The organism is Bacterioplanoides sp. (assembly GCF_965219715.1).
Lineage (GTDB): Bacteria > Pseudomonadota > Gammaproteobacteria > Pseudomonadales > Oceanobacteraceae > Bacterioplanoides.
Window position 1 is genome coordinate 1042458 of sequence record NZ_OZ244785.1, and the last position, 23361, is coordinate 1065818.

At 49.0% G+C, this 23361-nt stretch carries 19 protein-coding genes; 3 read left to right on the forward strand and 16 right to left on the reverse strand.

Features of this window, described 5'->3' with window-relative positions; translation table 11 throughout:
• Positions 1-16: 16 nt before the first annotated feature.
• The 12 genes from ACOQOZ_RS05300 to leuC all read right to left on the reverse strand — a co-directional run bounded on the left by ACOQOZ_RS05300 (position 17) and on the right by leuC (position 14589).
• Positions 17-520 carry a CvpA family protein gene (locus ACOQOZ_RS05300; protein ID WP_420591235.1) on the reverse strand — a complete coding sequence of 168 codons (504 nt, stop codon included), beginning with the start codon at positions 518-520 and terminating at the stop codon, positions 17-19.
• Positions 521-662: 142 nt separating this feature from the next.
• A complete protein-coding gene (locus ACOQOZ_RS05305; RefSeq protein WP_420591236.1) occupies positions 663-1217 on the reverse strand; it encodes an SPOR domain-containing protein in 555 nt (184 codons plus the stop codon).
• Positions 1218-1230: 13 nt separating this feature from the next.
• Positions 1231-2490 carry a bifunctional folylpolyglutamate synthase/dihydrofolate synthase gene (locus ACOQOZ_RS05310; protein WP_420591237.1) on the reverse strand — a complete coding sequence of 420 codons (1260 nt, stop codon included), beginning with the start codon at positions 2488-2490 and terminating at the stop codon, positions 1231-1233.
• A 39-nt stretch (positions 2491-2529) separates the two neighbouring features.
• On the reverse strand, positions 2530-3333 hold the full coding sequence (trpA, locus tag ACOQOZ_RS05315) for a tryptophan synthase subunit alpha (protein ID WP_420591238.1): 804 nt from the start codon (positions 3331-3333) through the stop codon (positions 2530-2532).
• Positions 3334-3351: 18 nt separating this feature from the next.
• On the reverse strand, positions 3352-4590 hold the full coding sequence (gene trpB / locus ACOQOZ_RS05320; protein WP_420591239.1) for a tryptophan synthase subunit beta: 1239 nt from the start codon (positions 4588-4590) through the stop codon (positions 3352-3354).
• A complete protein-coding gene (locus tag ACOQOZ_RS05325) occupies positions 4544-5215 on the reverse strand; it encodes a phosphoribosylanthranilate isomerase (protein WP_420591240.1) in 672 nt (223 codons plus the stop codon). The genes trpB and ACOQOZ_RS05325 overlap by 47 nt, the downstream gene beginning before the upstream one ends.
• 51 nt (positions 5216-5266) lie before the next feature.
• The gene (truA, locus tag ACOQOZ_RS05330) at positions 5267-6142 is read right to left on the reverse strand and encodes a tRNA pseudouridine(38-40) synthase TruA (protein ID WP_420591241.1); all 876 of its coding nucleotides are present in this window, start codon (positions 6140-6142) and stop codon (positions 5267-5269) included.
• 11 nt (positions 6143-6153) lie between these two features.
• Positions 6154-9840 (reverse strand): FimV/HubP family polar landmark protein, encoded by a 3687-nt coding sequence (locus ACOQOZ_RS05335; RefSeq protein ID WP_420591242.1) that lies wholly within the window; start codon positions 9838-9840, stop codon positions 6154-6156.
• 289 nt (positions 9841-10129) lie between these two features.
• Positions 10130-11254, reverse strand: a complete 1125-nt coding sequence (asd, locus tag ACOQOZ_RS05340; protein ID WP_420591243.1) for an aspartate-semialdehyde dehydrogenase — start codon at positions 11252-11254, stop codon at positions 10130-10132.
• 129 nt (positions 11255-11383) lie between these two features.
• Positions 11384-12475 carry a 3-isopropylmalate dehydrogenase gene (leuB, locus tag ACOQOZ_RS05345; RefSeq protein ID WP_420591244.1) on the reverse strand — a complete coding sequence of 364 codons (1092 nt, stop codon included), beginning with the start codon at positions 12473-12475 and terminating at the stop codon, positions 11384-11386.
• Positions 12476-12510: 35 nt separating this feature from the next.
• Positions 12511-13158 (reverse strand): 3-isopropylmalate dehydratase small subunit, encoded by a 648-nt coding sequence (gene leuD / locus ACOQOZ_RS05350; RefSeq protein ID WP_420591245.1) that lies wholly within the window; start codon positions 13156-13158, stop codon positions 12511-12513.
• Between the two features lie 12 nt (positions 13159-13170).
• Complete coding sequence (gene leuC, locus ACOQOZ_RS05355; protein ID WP_420591246.1) at positions 13171-14589, reverse strand: 3-isopropylmalate dehydratase large subunit; 1419 nt, start codon at positions 14587-14589, stop codon at positions 13171-13173.
• Positions 14590-14897: 308 nt separating this feature from the next.
• Here leuC and ACOQOZ_RS05360 point away from each other — a divergent pair, with 308 nt between their 5' ends.
• The 3 genes from ACOQOZ_RS05360 (at position 14898) to ACOQOZ_RS05370 (ending at position 17439) form a co-directional block, all read left to right on the forward strand.
• The gene (locus ACOQOZ_RS05360) at positions 14898-15773 is read left to right on the forward strand and encodes a LysR family transcriptional regulator (protein ID WP_420591247.1); all 876 of its coding nucleotides are present in this window, start codon (positions 14898-14900) and stop codon (positions 15771-15773) included.
• Positions 15774-15912: 139 nt separating this feature from the next.
• Positions 15913-16848: a universal stress protein UspE gene (gene uspE, locus ACOQOZ_RS05365; protein ID WP_420591248.1), complete on the forward strand. Its 936-nt coding sequence runs from the start codon at positions 15913-15915 to the stop codon at positions 16846-16848.
• A gap of 129 nt (positions 16849-16977) precedes the next feature.
• Positions 16978-17439, forward strand: a complete 462-nt coding sequence (locus ACOQOZ_RS05370) for a flavodoxin family protein (RefSeq protein ID WP_420591249.1) — start codon at positions 16978-16980, stop codon at positions 17437-17439.
• 205 nt (positions 17440-17644) lie between these two features.
• On the opposite strand, the gene ACOQOZ_RS05375 is transcribed toward ACOQOZ_RS05370, so the two are convergent.
• The 4 genes from ACOQOZ_RS05375 to lpdA form a co-directional block, all read right to left on the reverse strand.
• Complete coding sequence (locus tag ACOQOZ_RS05375) at positions 17645-19531, reverse strand: propionyl-CoA synthetase (RefSeq protein ID WP_420591250.1); 1887 nt, start codon at positions 19529-19531, stop codon at positions 17645-17647.
• A 193-nt stretch (positions 19532-19724) separates the two neighbouring features.
• Positions 19725-20597: a succinate--CoA ligase subunit alpha gene (gene sucD / locus ACOQOZ_RS05380; RefSeq protein ID WP_420591251.1), complete on the reverse strand. Its 873-nt coding sequence runs from the start codon at positions 20595-20597 to the stop codon at positions 19725-19727.
• 2 nt (positions 20598-20599) lie between these two features.
• Entirely contained in the window at positions 20600-21763 is a 1164-nt protein-coding gene (sucC, locus tag ACOQOZ_RS05385; protein ID WP_420591252.1) for an ADP-forming succinate--CoA ligase subunit beta, read from the reverse strand.
• A 139-nt stretch (positions 21764-21902) separates the two neighbouring features.
• Complete coding sequence (gene lpdA / locus ACOQOZ_RS05390; protein WP_420591253.1) at positions 21903-23345, reverse strand: dihydrolipoyl dehydrogenase; 1443 nt, start codon at positions 23343-23345, stop codon at positions 21903-21905.
• Positions 23346-23361: the final 16 nt, after the last annotated feature.

Sequence of the window (23361 nt, forward strand, 5' to 3'; positions counted from 1 at the left end):
CAAACAAGCTTAATAATTATTGATTCAGAAAAGAAAAAGACATCACCTGATCTTTTGCGCCTGGCAGCGTTTTACGCGCCCAGTCAGCAACCGATTCAAGATGAGGGATCAGCATCGAGTCCTGCCACCAGGTGTCCTGAGGCACCAGAGTGAATTGCAGACCATATACCGCAGCCACGAGAATAATCAGACCACGAACAAAACCGAATACCATTCCGAAAACACGATCAGTACCACCTAAGCCCGTCATACGAACCACTTCGACCAGCAGGTGATTAATCATGGCACAGATCACTAATGTGCCAGCGAAGAGAATTGCAAAAGAAACGATCCAGCGCAGTGAGTTAGTGTCGATACTGCCTTCAAGCAGCGTGGCAAGGTTGCCACTTAACAGGCGGGCTACCAGAAAGGCGAGAATCCAGCTGGCCAATGACAGGGCTTCTTTTACGAAACCACGTTTCAGACTGATTAAACTGGAGATGGCTAATACCGCCACGATGACCCAATCAATTACCGCCATGCGAGCTGTGCCTCAGACACTGTGCTAAAGCGCGAAGTATAGCAAAGGCGCTGCTGTCGAAGGAACCTGAAAAATGCCTCTGAGCCTGAGAAAAAGTCGTCGATCAGGGTTGCATTTTTATCGGCTGCATCCGACCAGACGGTCAGATTTTGGATTTAAAGCGTTTTATATGAATATCGCGCTGCTTCAGCTCTGTGCGCAATGTTTGTTGCAGCGCTTCGATTTTACTGCGTTGCAACTCAGGGCCAACATAAACCCGGGTCAGCTTATCGCTGGCAAATTCCTGAACATAGGCCTTATAGCCCTTATTTCTTAACTTATCGCGCAGAGCATGGGCATTGCTGCGTTTTTCAAACGCACCTAATTGCAGTGTCCAGGCATACGCCAGCTGCTGATCATCCAGCGCAGCACGATCGCCTTTTGAACCTAAAGCTGCTGGGTCATCCTGCTCAACCACGCGCACTTCTGTCAGCTCGATCTCTTCATCTGCATCACCACTGGCCAGGGTCTCGAGATCGATACGTACATGGCGTTCGTTTTCGATTGGCTGCCACGGCTCCATAACAGGCATTGCCGGAACATCCGATTGCAGCTGAATATGTGAGCGTGAGCCATCCAGCACGATAGGCATCGCAATACCCAGCGCCAGCACAGTGACAAAAGCACCAAGAATGCGTTTTTTCAGGTGTTGTTCCATGCCAGGGAAGCCCTCAGTCTCGCTGCTGCAAATAATTCAGCGCAGCTTCTACCGTATGAAAGGAACCGGCGATCAACCAATGCTGACCAGCCACAGACTCTTTTCGCAATAACTGCGCTATCGCGTCGGCCACAGTAGCAAATTTCTCAGTGACCAAACAGTCATTTGCTGTGGCAACACGTTCAGCCAACTGATCAGCCGATAAACCACGCCAGCAATCCAACCCGGCCAGCCAGCAATCCGGCATTTTGGGTAGCGTATTTATCAGCGCTTCGACGGGCTTATCTTCCAGCATACCAATGATTGCGCCATCAACCGAGCCAAGGCGCTCTGCGATATAAGCCGCTGCCTGCTGGTTATGAGCAACATCCAGCGTCAGCGTTAATTCACCGCCATCTACCGGTACAGTAAGAGTTTGCAAACGACCAGCCACTGATGTGTTTTTCACCACATCCGCAACCACGGCACGGTTCGGCAAGCGCCCAATGAGCGATAGCGCCTGAATTGCTGTTCCAACGTTGTGGTAAGGAATATTAGCCTTGGGCAAATTCCATTCTGCCTGGCCTTCGTGAGTCATAAAGCTCAGCAATAACTCATCGCCCTCTTCAACGATATCGAAGTGCTGACCGCGAGCACACCACTGCCCACCTAACGATTCCGTTTGCTCTTTAGCGGTATGCGGCGGATTCGGCTGACCACAAACCAGATATTTGCCAGATCGGGCAACGCCGCATTTTTCGAACGCAATCCGCTCGACGGTATCGCCCAGCCAGGCCTGGTGATCCAAACCAACACTGGTCACCAGAGATATATCTGCATCAACGATATTCACCGCGTCCAGACGTCCGCCCAGACCAATCTCCAACACACAGGCATCAAGACCCGACTGCTGGAAATACGACAGCGCCGCTAATGTGCCAAACTCAAAATAGGTTAAGCCGATGTCAGCGCGAACGGATTCAACGGTTTCGAATGAACGAACCAGATCATCATCTGAGATTAACTCGCCATTGATCTGGACCCGCTCGTTGTAACGCTGAATATGCGGCGAACTGTAAACCCCCACTTTCATCCCCTGAGCCATCAGCAGATTCGCTACTAAGGCCGAAGTCGTTCCTTTGCCGTTTGTGCCAGCAACCAGAATGACTAACGGTGCAGGCTTAAGGCAATCCAGTCGCTCACCAACCCCTTTAATGCGCTCAAGACCCAGTTCAATTTCGCTGGGGTGCAGTGACTCAAGATATTCGAGCCATTCATTTACAGTTCGCTTCATTACTTCAAATATTCATTAGCGTCATTGAGGAGGCTATAGCTACTGATCCATCGCTGAGCGCATTTCGCGCATCAACTCGGTCACTTCGGCCTGAGCCTGTTGTGGGTTGTCGGCATTGGCAGCAATACGATTCACAATCGCACTGCCGACAATAACGCCGTCGGCCACTTTAGCGACCTGGGCTGCAGTCTCACCATTGGTGATACCGAAACCCACACCAACAGGCACAGAAACGTGTTTGCGGATACGCTCCAGATTGCGGGCAACGTCGTCAACATCCAGCGCTTTTGAACCCGTCACACCTTTCAGTGATACGTAGTACACATAGCCGCTACCGGACTGGCCAATTTTTTCAATACGAGCATCAGTGGTGGTTGGAGCAATCAGGTACACCATATCCAGATCTTTCGCTTTGAAGATACCTTCAACTTCTGTGGCTTCTTCAGGCGGTAAGTCCACCAATAAAACTCCGTCTACACCGGCTTTCACAGCACGATCAACAAAGGTCTCATAACCCATGGCTTCAACCGGGTTCAGATACCCCATCAATACCACAGCAGTATCGGCATCTTTTTCACGAAACTCAGCAACCATCGCCAACACATCCGTTAACGAGGTACCGTGCTCAAGGGCACGTTCGCACGCCAGCTGAATCGTTGGACCATCGGCCATCGGATCAGAGAAAGGCACGCCCAGCTCGATAATGTCGCAACCAGCTTCTACCAGTGCATGCATCATTGGCACAGTGGCTTCTTTATTCGGATCACCGGCCGTGATGTAGGGAATCAGTGCCTGGCGATTTTGCTCTTTCAGAGCATTTAAAACAGTCGTAATACGGCTCATTCTGTTAATCCTTAGCTCTTAAGCGGTGATGCCATCAAGTGACGCAATGGTATGAATATCTTTATCACCGCGACCCGACAGGTTCACAACAATCACCTGATCTTTATCCATCGTCGCCGCCAGCTTCATCGCGTATGCAACCGCATGGGATGATTCCAGAGCCGGCATAATGCCTTCCAACTGAGTCAGTTTGTAGAAACCGTCCAGCGCTTCTTCGTCGGTAGCCGCAACGTAATTGGCACGCTTAACGTCTTTCAACCAGGAGTGTTCCGGACCAACGCCCGGGTAATCCAGACCGGCAGAGATAGAATGCGTCCCCATGATCTGACCATTATCATCTTCCATCAGATAAGTACGATTACCGTGTAATACACCCGGGCGGCCTTTACATAAAGGCGCAGCGTGATCGTCACCTTCCAGACCCAGACCGCCAGCTTCTACGCCGTACATGGCGACGTCTTCATAACCCAGGTAAGGATGGAATAAACCAATGGCATTGGAGCCGCCACCAACACAGGCTACCAGCGCATCCGGCTGACGACCCAGTTGCTCGTCACACTGACGGATACATTCACGGCCAATCACGCTCTGGAAATCACGCACCAGCATTGGATATGGGTGCGGACCTGCTGCGGTACCAATCACGTAGAAGGTATCATCAACGTTGGTTACCCAGTGACGCATGGCTTCGTTCATAGCGTCTTTCAGGGTTTTGGTTCCGGATTGAACCGCTTCAACTTCAGCTCCAAGAAGCTTCATGCGATATACATTCAGCTTCTGACGCTCAACGTCGGTAGAGCCCATAAAGACCTTACATTCCAGACCAAAACGCGCAGCAACGGTCGCAGAAGCAACACCGTGTTGGCCCGCACCAGTCTCGGCGATGATCTTTTTCTTGCCCATAAATTTAGCCAGCAGTGCCTGGCCAATAGTGTTGTTTACCTTGTGCGCACCGGTGTGGTTCAGATCTTCACGCTTCAGGTAAATTTTTGCACCACCACATTCGGCGGTCAGTCGCTCGGCGAAATACAATGGCGAAGGACGGCCAACATAGTGCGCTAAGTCAGAGTCAAACGCAGCCTGAAACTCAGGATCATTACGCAGCTTTTCATATGTGCTGTTTAATTCGTCCAGCGCACTGGTCAGTGTTTCAGAAACAAAGCGTCCACCATGAATACCAAAGTGGCCACGCTCGTCTGGCAAAGTTAAATCAATCTTGCTGTTTTCTGGTGTGTGAGTCGACACGATACACCTCATCTAAAAATTGGTTCATTTTGCCGTGGTCTTTAATGCCTTTCTGCTCGATGCCATCAAGCACCGCTTCAACACCGCCACTGACATCAACAGCAAACGGTTTGACCTGCTCAATTGCGAAAGCAATATTTTCGGGGTTCAGACCACCGGCAAGAATAATAGGTTTTAAATCATCAGATTGTGGAACCAACGACCAGTCAAAGGTTTCGCCGGTTCCGCCTGGGACTCCAGGCTTATAGCTATCTAGCAGTACTGCCAGGGCGCTTGGGAAGCGCACGCAAGACGCCACCACATCCGACGCTTGCCGGACCCGGATGGCTTTAATGTAGGGACGGTTGAATTGAGCACAGAAGGCCTCGTCTTCATCACCATGAAATTGAAGTAGATCAATTCTAACGGCATCCAGAACAGATTGCACCTGTTCCACCGTCGGATTCACGAATAGTCCGGTAACTGAAACAAATGCCGGAACATCTGCCACCACGTCAGCCGCCTGCTCAATGGAAAGAGATCGTGGGCTGGGCGGATAAAACACCAAACCAATGGCATCAACGCCAGCCCCAACAGCGGCATTAGCATCTTGAGCCCGGGTCAGGCCACATATTTTACTTCGAGTTCGGAAAGACATAAGAGAATGAGGTTTCAGGAAAAATCTGAAACCATCATATCAGACACTCAACTAAATCGGGTCCAGCCCCGCCGCTTCTTTTAATTGATTCGCAAACGGCTGCTGAAAACCGGTCGCGTCCAGCAACGGCTGGAGCAATGTCGGACCATAAGGATCACAAGGAACATTAAACTGCGGAGGAAAGTCTACGCCGACAAAATACAATCCTTCGCCAGGAGCAGTGATACCAGCCTGGGTGCGATCCCGGGTATCCAGCACCTCTTTCATCCATTGAACCGGTTGATGCTCCTCGCCAATTGGTAACAACACACCAACAATGTTACGCACCATATGGTAAAGAAAGGCACTGGCTTCGAGCTCCAGCATAATCAGATCACCCCATCGCTTAACCTCGATACGATGCATGATCTTAACCGGCGACTTTGCCTGACAATCTTTTGCACGAAACGCACTGAAATCATGCTCACCCAATAAGTATTGAGCAGCTTCATTCATCTTTTGCGCATTCAGCGGATAGCGCCACCAGGTCAACTGGTCGTATTGCAACGCCGATTTTGCTGGGGAATTATTGATCAGATAGCGGTAACGGCGGGCCCGCGCTTTATAGCGCGCATGAAATTCGGGGCTGACCTCATCAACCCACTGAATCGCAACGCCATTTGGCAAATTCGTATTAACACCCATTAACCAGCTGTAGTTACTGCGCTTCGCGGCTGAATCAAAATGAATAACCTGACGCGTAGCGTGCACGCCAGTGTCTGTGCGGCCAGCACAGAAAATATCGACTTTATGATTGGCTACTTTCGATATGGCCGCTTCGAGAGCGGCCTGAACGGTAGGTTGATTGTGGTGGGCTTGCTTTTGCCAACCGTGGAAGTGAGTACCATTGTACTCAACCACCGCGGCATAACGACGTACTTCAGTCATCTACTACTCGATTAGGACAGATTATCCATCAAACCACGAGCATCCTGCTTCTGCTGATCACTACCTTCTTGCAGAACTTCCTGCAGCAGCTCACGAGCGCCGTCCATATCTTCCATATCAATGTAAGCGCGCGCCAGGTCCAGCTTGGTCGCACACTCATCGGTGCCTGCCAGGAAATCAAATTCATCTTCCGCTGCTGCCAGCTTATCTAAATCGATATCTTGTTCAGCATCTCCGGAGGACGCCTGAACTTCATCCTCAATAACCGGCACTTCTGCCTCATCTACAACCTCAGAATCCAGAACAGGTGTTTCAGCAGCAACAGATGGCTCTTCGATAGTATGGACGTCATCACTTACCGCAACGTCATCTGCCAGCGGCACTTCAAAGTCTTCAAGCTCAGCATCGAGATCAGCCAGATCTGAGGCAAAGTCCATTTCCTCATCGTTGTCATCCAGCAAACTGGATTCTTCAACTGCCTCGGCAACATCAGTTTCGATGCCAGAATCTAAATCAAGAGCAACATCCTGATCTTCATCTGAGCCAAGATCGAACTCATCATTCAGGTCGATTTCCGCATCCGCAGCAGCCAGGTCTTCCAACTCTGATTCAAGGCCATCAGCCTGACCAGAAACTTCCAGATCGTCGCTCAGGTCAAGCAACTCTTCGGACTCAGCGTCCTGTTCAACGACAGAATCCAGCTCAGCTTCTAACGACTTAAGATCATCGTCTTCGGACTCAGCAAAACCGGTACCCTCTTCCAGATCAAACGACAGATCCGGCAATTCAGAGTCACCAACACTGCCCTCTGCATCCATGAGGCTTTCCAGATCGGTCAGCTCAGCTTCTGGAGCATCTTCGTTTGTTTCAAATTCGGCTAATTCAGCGGATAAATCCAGCAGCTCATCATCATTAGATGCTTCTTCAGTAGCATCCGCTACCGGCAATTCTGCAACATCATCACCAGCGGATTCTAACGAGTCAAAATCGATATCCAGCGAATTATCATCACCTTCATCCAGGTCCAAAGCAGCTACCAGATCATCAGCTTCGCCGTCTTCAGAATCATCACCAAGAGAACCTAAATCGAATTCCAGTTCGTTGCCATCAGACAGGTCAACAGCTTCTTCCTGCTCAGTCGAAGCATCATCACCCGCTGTCAGCTCACCCAGGTCGAACTCCAATGAGTTGTCGTCTTCGGAAGAATCAGCAAGACCCTCTGTCAGATCCAGCTCAACAGACTCACCATCCAAATTCAGACCTTGCTCGGACTCAGCATCCAGATCAAATGCAAGACTGTCATTATCGTCAAGATCCAGTGTTGGAACATCTTCCAACGATGCCTCTTCATCCAGAGACGGAATATCATCTGTGCTGCCCGCTTCGATATTCAGTTCCGGCGCATCTTGTACTGAATCTCCCAGATCGAAATCCAGTGCTGCCGAATCATCACCGCCCAAGCTTTCAGGTAGATCAAATTCCTGACCATCATCGCCATCTGCCAGATCCAGAGCGTCACCAAAATCCAGACCATCGCTGAATTCATCGCCCAGAGTGTCGTCCAGCGACGGAATATTTTCATCCAGAGTCAGCGCGTCATCGGCGGCATCCGCAGTAGGAGTAATCGGCGTTGATAAACGGGAACGCAACTGCTCAGCTTGATCATTAGCATCACGATCACCGAGACTAATCAACGACATTTCTTGCTTAGCAAAGCCGTCTGCGTCGTCCATTTCAACAAACACTTCAAGCAGCTTCAGGCGCAAATCAGAACGACTCGGTTCTTGCTCAATAGCACCGGATAACAGATCAACAGCTTGTTCAAACTTACCGTAGGCAATGTAGATATCAGATTCGCTGATGACATCCTCTGTTTGAGCAACTGCTCCAAAATCGGATTCATCTTCTTCCAGATCGCCAAGATTCAGGTCGTCATCACCGTCGATGTTCAGCTCATCATGATCAACATCGATATCACCACCGGACAGACCATCATCATCAAAATCAATATCGTCAAGCTCTGCGCCGTCAACATCGGCACCACTGAAAGCAACCTCGGATTCTTCGAATGCTTCCTCTTCTTCCTTAGCGGCCTTGCGTTTCTGCACCAGCTTCACAGCACCAAGGATCAATAGCAGTATGGCTGCCAAGCCGCCACCTAATAGCTCAGGGCGCTGCAACATGGAGTCAACAAAACCAGTCTGAGCTCGTCGCTCAGCTTCTTGCTTGGCGAGCATAGCCGCGATACGCGCTTTTCGTTCTTCGCGCGCTTTTTCTTCAGCGGCTACCTGAGCCGGATCAACCGCGACCTGCTGTTCTTCCTGGTAGTTAAAGTCTACTTCTTCCGCTGGGGTAGCTTCACTGGTTGCCGAAACCAGTTCTTCAGATGCAGCCTGTCCATCTACCGAAGCAACCTCAGCAACCGTTTCTACTGCACTCTCAACAGTTGCTTCCACTGAACTTTCGCCAGTTTCTGCGGCAGTTTGATTCTGGTCAGTTTCAGCAACCACACCGTCTTCAAGCACCTGTGTAGTTGGCTCTTCAACGTCAGTTACCTGAGCTTCAGCGGTCTCTGCCTCAACAACATCTACTGTCTGTTGCGCTTGCTCAACCTGAATACCAGCGAGCTGGTCATCTTTCAGGGTAATCAGGCGCTGCAACGTATTAATCTGTTCTTCCAGAGCTTCAAGTCGCTGACGAAGCTCCTGATTTTCCAAGCGGCTTTTATCCAATGTTTCAAGCGCGATGGCCAGGTCATTTTCCAGCGCTTGCTGGCGGCCTGAGCCTTGTCCGTCAACATCACCACTGGCACCCGCTGACTCTGCATTATCACTATCCGCAGACAGTAGACGTACTTCACCACCGTTTTCAGAAGCCTGGGCAGCTACTGGGGTATCGCGTCGACCCGTCGCATCCAGCTGAGCAGCTCCGGCATTCAAGGCCTGGTTCTGTCGTTCAACCTCTGCTACGGCCTGGCCGAAACGGATATTGTCAATTTGTTCTGCATCAGGGATTCGCAACACCTGATGGGTCTTCAGGCGGTTAATGTTACCGCCAATAAAGGCTTCTGGATTCTGTCGCTGGATGGCAAGCATCATTTGCTGCGCACTCACAGAAGTATCCGGACGATTCTCCAGCGCGATTTCCCAAAGAGTGTCATTAGGCTGGACTTTATAAGTTCCAGGCTGAGCGGGCTTATCCAGCCAGTCATGGCTTTGACTAGCCACAGCAGCTGGCTGTTCTTCAACTGCAGCAACATCTCCAGCTTCGGCAGCACGCGGAGCGACCACTAATGGGTTAATGGTTTCTTCTTCAAAAACAGGAGGGTCAAGCAGAACGGTGTATTCACGCAACACACGGCCCGACGGCCAGTTCAGCTCAACTAAAAAATTCAGGAAAGGTTCGGTGACTGGCTCACGCGTTGAAAGTACCAGCTTGTCGCCATCTACTTTGAATTTGATTTTTGTGAGAAAAAACAGGCGATCAACACCCGCACGATCAAAGTCTTCTGTCGAAGCTAATGAAGGTTTGATTTCCCACTTAGACAAATCCGCGACATCGACCAACTCAACTTTAGCATTGAGGGGTTGATTCAGTGCAGACTTAAGTGTCATCTCTCCAAGCCCCAATGCCAGTAACTGAGAGGATAACGATAATCCACCCACCAGCATCAGAGATTTCGCAATTAGGCGCTTCATTAGTGCTTCCTTGTTGTTAAGGCGACGTCTCGCCTCTTCTTGTGTATCGAATCTAAAGCCGAAACCATTTTATTTTGAGATATTCCTAACCCAGCTTAGTTGTCGATTCCATTCATAAGCAGCGTAAGTATCAGTGATAAAAATGCAATGCGCAATATTTTGGCGGCTTTCAGCGGCATAAAACCGATATTAAAGAATGAGTTAGCGCACTTTCAGAAGAAATGAGGTGAGAAAAGAGGAAGCGTAAATAAAAAAGCGGGGCCTTGCCCCGCTTTCAGTCTAGACCGAATCAGCCAGCATTCAACAAAATGCGCAACATCCGGCGCAGAGGCTCTGCAGCCCCCCACAGCAATTGGTCACCCACGGTGAACGCAGAAATATATTCAGGCCCCATGGTCAACTTACGGATACGACCAACCGGAATGGTCAGAGTGCCGGTGGTTTTTGCAGGAGTAAGCTCTTCCATGGTCACTTCACGATCGTTTGAAATTACCTTCACCCAGTCATTGTGCTCTGCCAGAATCTTTTCGATTTCTTCAACCGACAGATCCTGCTTCAGCTTCAGCGTAATTGCCTGACTGTGACAACGCATCGCCCCCACACGAACACACAAGCCATCAATTGGCGTTGCAGCCTCAGTTGTACCGAGGATTTTGTTCGCTTCAGCTTCCGCTTTCCATTCTTCACGACTCTGACCAGACGGCAGTTGTGAATCAATGTATGGAATTAAGCTGCCTGCCAGCGGCACACCAAACTGATCTTTCGGGTAATCTTCACCACGAATAAAGTCGGCCACCTGACGATCGATATCCAGAATCGCAGTCGCCGGATCTTCAACTTTATCTTTTACATTGGCGTGGATCGCCCCCATTTGGCTGATCAGTTCACGCATGTGCTTAGCACCAGAACCAGAAGCTGCCTGATAGGTCATTGGAGTTGCCCACTCCACCAGACCTTTTTCAAACAGACCACCCAGCGCCAGCAACATCAGAGAAACGGTACAGTTACCACCCACATAGGTTTTAACGCCGCTTTTAACACCTGCATCAATTACATCACGGTTGACTGGATCCAGTACGATGATGGCATCATCATCCATACGCAGCGCAGATGCCGCATCAATCCAGTAGCCATCCCAACCCGCTTCACGCAGCTTCGGATACACCTCTTTGGTGTAGTCTCCACCCTGACAGGTGATAATTACGTCTTGTTGCTTCAGCGCATCAACATCGAATGCATCTTCCAGCACACCACAATCTTTACCGGCATAGTCCGGAGCCGGCAGGCCTTTTTGTGAGGTCGTGAAGAAGGTCGGCTTAATCAGGTCGAAATCTTTTTCTTCCTGCATACGTTGCATCAGTACGGAACCGACCATTCCGCGCCAGCCAACCAGACCTACTTTTTGTTCAGACATTTCTTTAACCTTTAAATCTAATTTTGAAAACCGTCATCGAAGACGCTAATGCAAGGCAAAAACAGGCGATAAAGCGCAGTTTATAAATCATAAATGAGCATTTAGAGCCTGTTTTTAACAACGCAGTAGCTATGCAGATAGGTTTTCCAGGGCTGCAACAACTGCTTCACCCATCTCTTCAGTACTTACTTTGTTCATACCGTCAGAATAGATATCCGCGGTACGCAGACCCTGATCCAGAACATCACTTACGGCTTTTTCGATAGCATCCGCAGCAGCACTTTCATTCAGAGAATAACGTAACATCATAGCGGCAGACAAAATTGTCGCTAATGGGTTAGCGATACCCTGACCTGCGATATCCGGAGCAGAACCATGACAAGGTTCATACATACCCTTGTTGTTCTTATCCAGAGACGCCGATGGCAGCATACCAATAGAGCCTGTCAGCATCGCTGCAGCATCAGACAAGATATCACCGAACATGTTTCCGGTAACCATGACATCAAACTGTTTCGGTGCACGTACTAATTGCATTGCTGCGTTATCAACGTACATATGAGACAGCTCAACATCCGGGTAGTCTTTTGCTACGTCGTTCATGATTTCGCGCCACAGCACGGTTACTTCCAGAACGTTAGCCTTATCCACTGAGCACAGTTTTTTACCGCGTTTCTGAGCCGATTCAAATGCCACTTTAGCGATACGACGGATCTCAGATTCGGAGTATACGTAGGTGTTGTAACCTTCACGCTCACCGTTTTCCAGCTCACGGATACCACGTGGCTTACCGAAATAAATACCACCGGTTAATTCACGAACAATCAGAATATCCAGACCAGAAACCACCTCAGGCTTCAGTGAAGAAGCATCCGCCAGCTGTGGGTACAGAATTGCCGGACGTAGGTTACCGAATAATTCCAGGCCAGAACGCAGACCTAACAGGCCTTTTTCCGGACGCAGCTCGCGATCTTCCAGCTCATCCCATTTAGGGCCACCGACAGCACCCAGCAGAATCGCATCCGCTTTTTCTGCTTTCTGCATAGTCACTTCTGGCAGCGGCGTGCCAAACTCGTCGTATGCAGAACCACCAACCAGAGCGTTATCCAGCTCAATATCCAGGTTGAATTTTTCTTTTGCGGTTTCCAGAACTTTAACCGCTTCGGTTACGATTTCCGGACCAATGCCATCACCTGGCAAAACTAAAACATTCTGAGTCATTTTCTTTTCGCTTAACTTTTAAAATTCTTAAAAACTTACTTAACCTGATCAAACAGCCACGGATTAGCGGCACGGCGTTTTTCTTCATACGCCTTAATATCATCCGCATCCTGAAGTGTCAGACCAATATCATCCAAACCATTTAATAAGCAGTGCTTACGGAACGGATCAACATCAAAAGCAATCTCACCACCATCTGGCGTGATAATTTTTTGCTGCTCTAAATCAACGGTTAATTCATAACCTTCATTCGCTTCAACCGCTTTAAATAAATCATCAACAGTTTTTTCGTCGAGAATGATTGGCAGCAGGCCGTTTTTAAAGCTGTTATTAAAGAAGATATCAGCATAGCTCGGCGCAATAATCGCACGAAAACCAAAATCTTCTAATGCCCAAGGCGCGTGTTCACGGCTGGAGCCACAACCAAAGTTTTCACGAGCCAATAAAACCGAAGCGCCCTGATAACGAGACTGGTTTAAAACAAAGTCCGGATTTAACGGACGGCCAGAATTATCAGCATCCGGCTGACCTTCATCCAGGTAACGTAATTCGTCAAACAGGTTTGGACCAAAACCACTGCGTTTAATAGATTTCAAAAACTGCTTCGGGATAATCATATCGGTATCGATATTCGGGCGATCCATCGGAGCCACTACACCACTGTGTACAACAAAAGGTTTCATCGCATTAGCTCCTTAAAGATCACGCATATCAATAAAATGACCAGCAACTGCTGCTGCTGCTGCCATCGCCGGGCTCACTAAGTGAGTACGACCGCCGTAACCCTGACGACCTTCGAAGTTACGGTTGGACGTCGACGCACAATGCTCGCCGTTGCCCAGCTTGTCGGCATTCATCGCCAAACACATAGAGCAACCCGGCTCACGCCATTCAAATCCGGCTTCAACAAAAATCTTATCCAGACCTTCTGCTTCCGCCTGCTCTTTTACCAAACCAGAACCCGGAACAACTAACGCCTGAATCACGCTATCAGCAACCTTACGGCCTTTGGCGATCTCCGCCGCCTGACGTAAATCTTCGATACGACTATTAGTACAAGAACCAATAAAAACACGATCCAGCTTGATATCAGTAATCTTCTGGCCGCCAGTCAGACCCATGTATTCATGAGCGCGCTTAATAGCCGATTGCTGAACGTCGTCTTTACCGTCTTCAACGCGTGGCACAGTACCGTCAACCGTGGTTACCATTTCCGGAGAAGTACCCCAGGTTACCTGCGGCTTAATGTCTTCGGCTTTGATTTCAACGATTTGATCGAACTCTGCATCGTCATCGGAAACCAGGTTTTTCCAGGTATCAACCGCCAGATCCCAATGGTCACCTTTTGGTGCATAAGGGCGACCTTTCACGTATTCCGCAGTGATATCGTCGAATGCCACCATACCCACACGAGCACCCGCTTCGATGGCCATGTTACACATGGTCATACGGCCTTCCATGCTCATGCTACGAATGGCGCTACCGCCAAATTCCATCGCACAACCATTACCACCGGCTGTACCGATCACACCAATCACGTGTAAAACCACGTCTTTACCGGTAATACCGGTTGCCAGCTCGCCATCAACGCGAATCAGCAGGTTTTTCATTTTGCGCTGAATCAGGCACTGAGTCGCCAGTACGTGTTCAACTTCTGACGTACCGATACCATGCGCTAACGCAGCGAAAGCACCGTGAGTCGCAGTGTGGGAATCACCACAAACAACCGTCATACCCGGCAGAGTGGCGCCCTGCTCCGGGCCAACCACGTGCACAATGCCCTGGCGCTTGTCCTGCATCTTAAACTCAACGATGCCGAAATCGTCACAGTTTTCATCCAAAGTTTTAACCTGAATTTTGGAAACCGGATCCTGAATACCGTCAATACCCGACTCACGCTCTGCAGAGGTGGTCGGTACGTTGTGATCCGGAGTCGCCAGGTTAGCGTCCAGACGCCATGGTTTACGACCAGCAATACGCAGGCCTTCAAATGCCTGCGGTGAGGTTACTTCGTGCAGTAACTGACGATCGATGTAAATTAACGCCGTGCCGTCATCACGCTCTTTCACCAGATGCTGTTGCCACAGCTTGTCGTAAAGGGTTTGTCCAGCCATCAGGGACTCCTTCTCAGATATTTTCTCTCATCATCAGCGACTGATCATCGCCTTAATAAGCGGTTGAAAAACGTTTCTGAGGCAGCCAGAACAAGGCAAAAATCTGTAAAAAAGCGCAGTTTATAAATCATAAATGAGCATTTTGATCAGATTTTTAACGTAGTTATGGCAACGCAAGTAGTTTTTCAGCAGCTTGTTCGTTATTGCAATAATATACGCCATCTGCTAAACAACATAAATTCATATTTTTCCATCAAAGCATTCCATAAAGGAATACTTGAAAATTACAGTAGAAATCCGCCAAGCCTATGGATACTCAATCACTAAAAGCATTCTTATCCGTTGCCGACCAGGGATCTTTTTCTCTCGCGGCCGAGCAGCTTTATCTGACGCAATCCGCTGTCAGTAAACGCATCCAACATCTGGAAAGCCAACTGGATACCCCTTTATTCGAACGCCATAACCGCACCATCAGCCTGACCGAGGCCGGACGCGCACTGCTCCCCAAAGCACAACAGATTCTCGACCTAGTCGCAGACACCGAACTCAAGCTGCACAACCTCAGCGGCGAAGTCAGCGGCACGTTATCTCTGGCCACCAGCCACCACATCGGCCTTCACCGGCTGCCGCCGGTGTTAAAAGAATTCGTCCGCTGCTATCCGGCAGCTCAACTGAATCTGGAATTTATGGGATCGGAGCGCGCCTATCAGGCGATTAGCTCACGCCAGGTCGAGCTGGCGTTAACCACGTTGGAAAATGAATCACCACCACATATTCATTCCGATCTGTTGTGGCAGGACGATATGGTGTGCGTTTGTTCGACAGAACACGTTTTAGCAAGCCATGCCAAACCCAGCCTGAAGCTACTGGCGCAAACCCCCGCCATTCTGCCGGAACGACATACCATCACTTATCAGCTGATTGAATCGGCGTTTCTTAAAAAAGGCCTGAAACTCCAGGCGCCCATGCCTACTAACTATCTGGAGACCATCAAAATGATGGTATCGGTTGGCCTGGGCTGGAGCATGTTGCCGCAATCCATGGTCAGCAGCAGTGATAGCCACCTTTGTGTCATCCCCTGGCCAGGGCCGGAAATCAAACGTTCACTGGGCTTAATTCGGTTAAAAGAACGGACCCTGAGCAATGCTGCCCAGGCGTTAATCGATCTATTGAATAAGGGCTAATCAAAAAGGCATGAAAATTACGCTGTAGTCATTGAAATTGATTCAAAACAAGGAGCATGCTGATAACAGGCGCTAGTCTGAATCTTATAGACAACAAGCCTGATGTGCTTGCCGGTTAAACCAAGAGAAGGAAATTGCCATGTTGGACGTTAATCATATTCTGGTCGTACTGGATAGCGATCATCCGGAACAGGTTGCTCTGGATCGGGCACTGTGGCTCGCCCGCTCATTGGATGCCGATCTGACATTAATGACCAACACTTACGAGGCTTATTGCGAAGAAGGTTCACCACTGACCGCTATCGACAGTGATACCCAGCAACGCATCAAACAGGCGTTACTGAACAAAGCAGAAAACTGGATCGACAGTTTTATCAGTGAAGCGGAAGCCGACGGCGTTGAGGTTGATACCGAAGTGCACTGGCAAAAACACCTGCACGATGCCGTAATCGAATCCATGCGCAATAAATGTTTTGATCTGGTGATCAAAGGTACTCAACCACACTCTCTGGTTGATCGTATTTTTACTCACACTGATTGGAATATGCTGCGTCACTGCCCTGCGCCGGTCCTGCTGGTCAAGGAAGCGAAACCGTGGCAGCACAATCGTATTCTTGCGGCAATTGATGCCACAGCACCGGATCAAAGCCACGACTTAATTAACGATAATATTTTATCTTTTGCTGAACATCTGGCGGATCACTTTGATACCGATCTGCACTTGGGTAACGCCTACCCACTGGTCAGTGTGGCGTTTGCCATGGTACCGGAAGTAACCGCACCGGATGACATTCAGCATTACGTTACTGAACAGCATGAAGATGCCTGCCAGCAATGGGCACAGAAATTTAACGTAAATAACGATCACCTGCATATTGGTGAAGGTGATACTGATGATGTTATTGCAGGCTTTGCCAATGATATTGAAGCGGATCTGGTTGTTGTCGGAACCGTTGGTCGCGAAGGTTTATCCGGGGTATTAATTGGCAATACTGCAGAATCCTTGGTTGATAAAGTACCGTGTGATGTCTTGGTTATTAAACCGTTAGATGGTGTTCGGCCGGATGCGGATTAATTAACCCGAGGCTCGATAAAGGAAGACCGCTTTTGCGGTCTTTTTTATTTTTAAGGTTATATTTTTGAATGATTTTATCTTCCGGCTTTCAATCGTTATGATCCAATAAAACCCAAATAAGTTATCGAAATGAAAAATCTGCTGGTAATTGCCCATACACCTTCTGACAACCTGCGAAAAATTACCTCAGCGATTAAAGCAGGTTTTGAATCTGCGGAATCCGAGCAGGTTTCGATCACAATCCAGTCTCCCTTCGACACCCAGCCTGACGACGTAAAATCTGCTGCTGCGATTTTACTAGTAACCCCAGAAAACCTCGGTTATATCTCTGGCGCTTTAAAAGACTTCTTCGATCGCTGTTATTACCCTTGCCTGGAAGAAACACAGGGCAAACCCTGCGCGGCAATCGTGCGGGCCGGCCATGATGGAACCGGCAGTGTTCGAGCTTTGCAGACTATCACTACAGGATTACGCTGGCGCTGGGTGCAGGAGCCGTTAATACTTCGTGGAGAATGGCAGGAGAATTTCCTCGAACAAGCGGAAGAACTAAGCTGCGCGATGACCATGGCACTGGATCAGGGAATTATCTGACGATTCGATTGTGAAATAGCGAGGCATAAAAAAACCGGATTAAACTGCACAATGTTTAATCCGGTAAGATGGAGAGAGAAGTCACAAAACCGCCACGGATTTTTCAATCCACTATTTTGTAACGTCTCATTTGAGGGACGAACTTAAACTTAGTTCCAACCCTGACGTTGTATTTACACTTTAATACTCGAATTAGAACACTTTCTTAACGCAAGCCCTTCTCTGAAAGAGTACCTTCAATTTCCTGCAGGCATGCTGGATCATCAATAGTAGAAGGCGTCGCATATTCTTCGTTATTGGCGATATTACGCAACACTTTGCGCAGAATTTTACCCGAACGGGTTTTCGGTAAACGTTGCACCACCACCGCATTTTTAAAGCTGGCAACCGCACCAATATTGTCACGAACTCGCTGAACCAGTTCTTTTTTAAGCTGCTCTTCGTCAATATCAATACCGTCTTTCAGCAGCACCAGACCCAGCGGCTCTTCGCCTTTCAGATCACTGCTTTGACCAATCACCGCACATTCCGCAACGGCGTCGTGTCCGGCAACCACTTCTTCCATTTCACCAGTAGACAAACGATGTCCAGCAACATTAATGATGTCATCGGTGCGGCCGAGTACGAACAGATAGCCATCGTCATCCAACATACCGCCATCACCGGAAACGTAATAGCCGTTATAGGTATTCAGATAACCGGCTTCAAAACGTGCATGGTTACGCCAGATGGTTGGCAAGCAGCCCGGAGGTAATGGCAACTTCACCGCGATACTTCCCTGCTCTCCGGCTTCCACCGGATTGCCTTTTGAATCGAGAATCTGAACGTTATAACCCGGTGATGGTCGGGTTACAGAGCCTGCTTTTGGCTGACCAGGTTCAAGCCCCATATGATTACCGGCAATCGCCCAACCGGTTTCAGTTTGCCACCAGTGATCGACAATCGGACGCTGAATATGTTGATCGACCCAATCATAGGTTGGTGGATCAAGCCGCTCACCCGCCATAAACACGGTTTTTAATGCTGACAGGTCGTATTTTTTCGCTTGCAGGCAATCCGGATCTTCTTTGCGAATGGCACGGAATGCGGTAGGCGCAGCAAAGATACCCTTAACCTTATATTCTTCACACATACGCCAGAAGGCACCAGCGTCTGGTGTACGTACCGGTTTGCCTTCATAAAATACCGTGGTACAGCCGCGAATCAGCGGCCCATAGACAATGTAGGAATGGCCAACAACCCAGCCAACGTCAGAAGCCGCCCAGAATACGTCTCCGGGATTCATGTCGTAGACCAGCTCCATGGAATAATTCATAGCAACAGCATGACCACCATTGTCACGTACCACACCTTTCGGTTTGCCGGTTGTGCCCGAGGTATACAGCACATACAGCGGGTCTGTCGCGCTCACAGCAACACAGTCGGCAGGTTCTGCTTCAGAAACTGCTTTTTGCCAATCAATATCGCGGCCAGCGGTAAGCTCACATTCTTTTGTTGGGCGTTGCAGAATGATACACGAAGAAGGCTTAGCCTCAGCCATTGCAATGGCTTCATCAAGAATCGGCTTGTATTCGATAACACGATCAATTTCGATACCGCATGACGCTGACACAATCACTTTAGGTTCAGCATCATCAATTCTTACCGCCAGTTCATGAGGTGCAAAACCACCAAAAACAACCGAATGAATCGCCCCTAAGCGGGCGCAGGCCAGCATAGCAATAGCGGCTTCCGGCACCATCGGCATGTAAACAATGACTCGGTCGCCTTTTTCCACGCCCTGTGCTGCCAGCACACCCGCAAAGCGAGCAACCGCCTCGGTGAGTTCGCTGAAGGTATATTGTTTCTTAACACCGGTAACCGGAGAGTCGTAAATAAGCGCTGTCTGGTCACCACGGCCGTTCAGTACATGATGATCTAAAGCCAGATAAGCAGTGTTAAGTTCGCCATCCGCAAACCAGCGATCGATGCCGTTTTCATCTTTGCTGAGAATCGTTTGAGGTTGCTTGAACCAGTGAATCTTATTGGCCTGTTCCTGCCAGAATTGCTCTGGCTGCTCAATAGACGCTTTATATTGTTGTTGGTAGCTCATACAGCCTCCTTTACTCTCGAATAACTTCACAATATGTGAGGTAAAGCTAAGTGACTATACGACTAAGGATGATGATCATCCCAAGGTATAACTAGGTATTTTTACCATCTCTCACTGACTCTCCTGGTAACCAATTTATTTCAGACATAAAAAAACCACGCCGAGGCGTGGTTTTTCTCGAGCAACGAAGAACTTACCAGCCAGTAACTTCTTTCAGTGCATCACCGATTTGCGCCAGAGAACGTACGGTTTTAACACCGGCGTCTTCCAGAGCAGCGAACTTCTCATCAGCAGTACCTTTACCGCCGGAGATGATTGCACCAGCGTGACCCATACGCTTGCCTTTAGGTGCAGTAACACCAGCAATGTAGGACACAACAGGCTTAGTTACATTCGCTTTGATGTAAGCAGCAGCTTCTTCTTCAGCAGTACCACCAATCTCACCAATCATAACGATTGCTTCAGTTTGCGGATCGTTCTGGAACAGCTCCAGAATATCGATGAAGTTAGAACCCGGAATAGGGTCACCACCAATACCGACACAAGTAGACTGACCAAAACCGTAATCGGTAGTTTGCTTAACCGCTTCGTACGTCAGAGTACCGGAACGAGAAACAATACCGACTTTACCAGGCAGGTGAATATGACCAGGCATGATGCCGATCTTACATTCTCCAGGAGTAATTACGCCCGGGCAGTTAGGACCGATCAGACGAACACCCAGCTCATCACATTTCACTTTACATTCCAGCATATCCAGAACCGGGATGTGCTCAGTGATACATACGATCAGCTTGATACCAGCATTCGCAGCTTCCAGGATAGAATCCTTACAGAAAGGTGCCGGTACGTAGATTACAGAAGCGTCTGCGCCAGTGGCTTCAACGGCTTCAGCAACGGTATTGAATACCGGTAAACCCAGATGCTCAGTACCGCCTTTGCCTGGCGTTACACCGCCAACCATTTGCGTACCGTAGGCAATTGCTTGCTCAGAGTGGAAAGTACCCTGACCGCCAGTGAAACCCTGACAGATAACTTTGGTGTCTTTATTAATTAAAACGGACATGATTAGTTCCCCGCTGCCTTAACTGCTTGCTCAGCAGCGTCAGTCAAACTTGTTGCTGCGATGATATCCAGACCAGATTCAGACAGAACCTGCTTACCCAGATCAGCGTTAGTACCTTCCAGGCGAACTACCACAGGAACGTTCACACCTACTTCTTTAACCGCACCGATAATACCTTCTGCGATCATGTCACAACGTACGATACCGCCGAAGATGTTCACCAGAACACACTTCACTTTTTCGTCAGACAGAATCAGTTTGAATGCATGAGCAACACGCTCTTTAGTTGCACCGCCACCAACGTCCAGGAAGTTAGCCGGAAAACCACCGTGCAGAGCAACGATATCCATAGTACCCATCGCCAGACCAGCACCGTTAACCATACAGCCGATGTTGCCATCTAATGCTACGTAGTTCAGGTCCCACTCAGCAGCTTCAGCTTCACGAGCATCTTCCTGAGAAGGATCGTTCATCGCAGCTACTTCTTTCTGACGGTACAGAGAGTTGCCATCAACACCCAGTTTGGCGTCCAGACAGTGCAGATCACCGTCCTCTTTGATTACCAGAGGGTTGATTTCGATCAGAGCCAGGTCTTTGTCCTGGAATAGTTGAGCCAGACCCATGAAGATCTTGGTGAACTGCTTAACCTGATCACCGGTTAAACCCAGCTTGAAAGCCAGCTCACGACCTTGATAAGGCTGTGCACCAGTTAGCGGATCGATTTCAGCCTTGAGGATCTTCTCTGGCGTTTCTTCCGCAACTTTTTCAATTTCCACACCACCTTCAGTCGATGCCATGAAAACTACGCGGCGTGTTGCACGATCGACAACCGCACCCAGATACAGCTCGTCAGCGATATCAGTCAGGCTTTCTACCAGAATACGGCTAACAGGCTGGCCGTTTTCGTCAGTCTGGTAAGTTACCAGGTTTTTACCTAACCAGTTTTCTGCAAACTCTTTAATTTCTTCGCGTGAAGAAACCAGCTTAACACCGCCCGCTTTACCGCGGCCGCCGGCGTGCACCTGAGCTTTAACAACCCATTTTTCACCGCCGATCTCGTCAGCTGCTGCTACAGCTTCTTCCGCAGTCTTAGCTGCCACGCCTTTTGACACTGGCAAACCGTACTGCGCAAAAAGCTGTTTACCCTGATATTCGTGAAGGTTCATCGCTTTCGTCCTGTTTTTATATATGCCGGGGGTTTCCCGGCAGCTACTGTTAACTGAATACCCGATTGTGTCGGTAATGCCTGCTTAAGCTCAGCACCATTCAGCCATAAAGCAAGGCCCGGAATTCCGGGCCGTTGCATTATTTCTTCTTAGGTCTGCGATTCGCTTTGTGAATCGCTGCGTTGTTCACTGCCAGAGCAGCTTCATGCACCGCTTCAGAAATGCTTGGGTGTGCAAACACCATCATGCCAACATCTTCAGCAGTAGACCCAAATTCCATCGCTACAACAATTTGCTGTACCAGATCGCCAGCATTAGGGCCGATCACGCTGGCACCTAAAATACGATCTGTTTCTGCATCCGCAACGATTTTTACGAAACCGTCGGTATCTGCAGCAGCCATTGCACGACCATTTGCAGCGAATGGGAACATACCTACATTGTAGGATTCGCCATCAGCTTTCAATTCGTCTTCAGTCTTACCTACCCAGGCAATTTCAGGGTGGGTATAGATCACAGAAGGAATAACATCGTAGTTCAGTTGTGCTTTGTGACCGGCAATACGCTCAGCAACCATTACACCTTCTTCAGATGCTTTGTGAGCCAGCATCGGACCACGAACCACATCACCAATCGCGTAAACGCCTGGTGCGTCGGTTGCGCAATGTTCATTTACAAAGATAAAGCCACGCTCATCCATGTTCACACCACTATCACCGGCCAACAGACCTTCGGTGTAAGGACGACGACCAACCGCAACAATCAGTTTGTCGAAGGTTTCAGATTTCTCACCTTCACTGTCCTGATAAGTGACCGTGACTTCTTCGTCCTTCACTTCAGAACCTGTTACACGGGCACCAACACGGATATCCATGCCCTGCTTGGTGAACAGTTTCTTAGCTTCTTTAGCAACCGTCTGGTCAACCAGGTGCAGGAAGTTATCCTGAGCTTCCAGAACAACAACTTCAGAACCTAAACGACCCCAAACGCTGCCCAGCTCCAGACCAATTACACCAGCACCAATTACGCCCAGGCGCTTAGGAACTTCGGTGAACTCCAGCGCACCAGTAGAATCAACGATAATGTCGTCAGTCTTAGGTGCCGGTGGAATATCTACCGGTACAGAACCAGTAGCAATGATGACGTTTTCTGCATCAATGGTTTCGGTCACGCCAGCGTGGTTAGTGAACTCAACCTTCTTGCCAGCCAGAACTTTACCAGTACCTTCTAATGGTGTGACGCCATTCGCCTTGAATAACGTGGCGACGCCCATGGTCAGATTTTTTACGATCTGATCTTTACGCTTCAGCATATCGGCGATGTTAATACCAACATCACCCGTGCTGATGCCATGCAGAGAAAACTTCTCTTTTGCTTCTTCGTATTTGTGGGAAGTATCCAGCAACGCTTTTGACGGAATACAACCAACGTTCAGACAAGTACCGCCAAAGACAGCCTTGCCTTCTTTATTAATCCACTTGTCGATACATGCGGTTTCCAGACCCAGCTGGGCGCAGCGGATAGCAGCCACATAACCGGCAGGGCCACCACCGATAACGACAACATCAAATTTCTTGCTCATTCGAAAATTTCCTTAA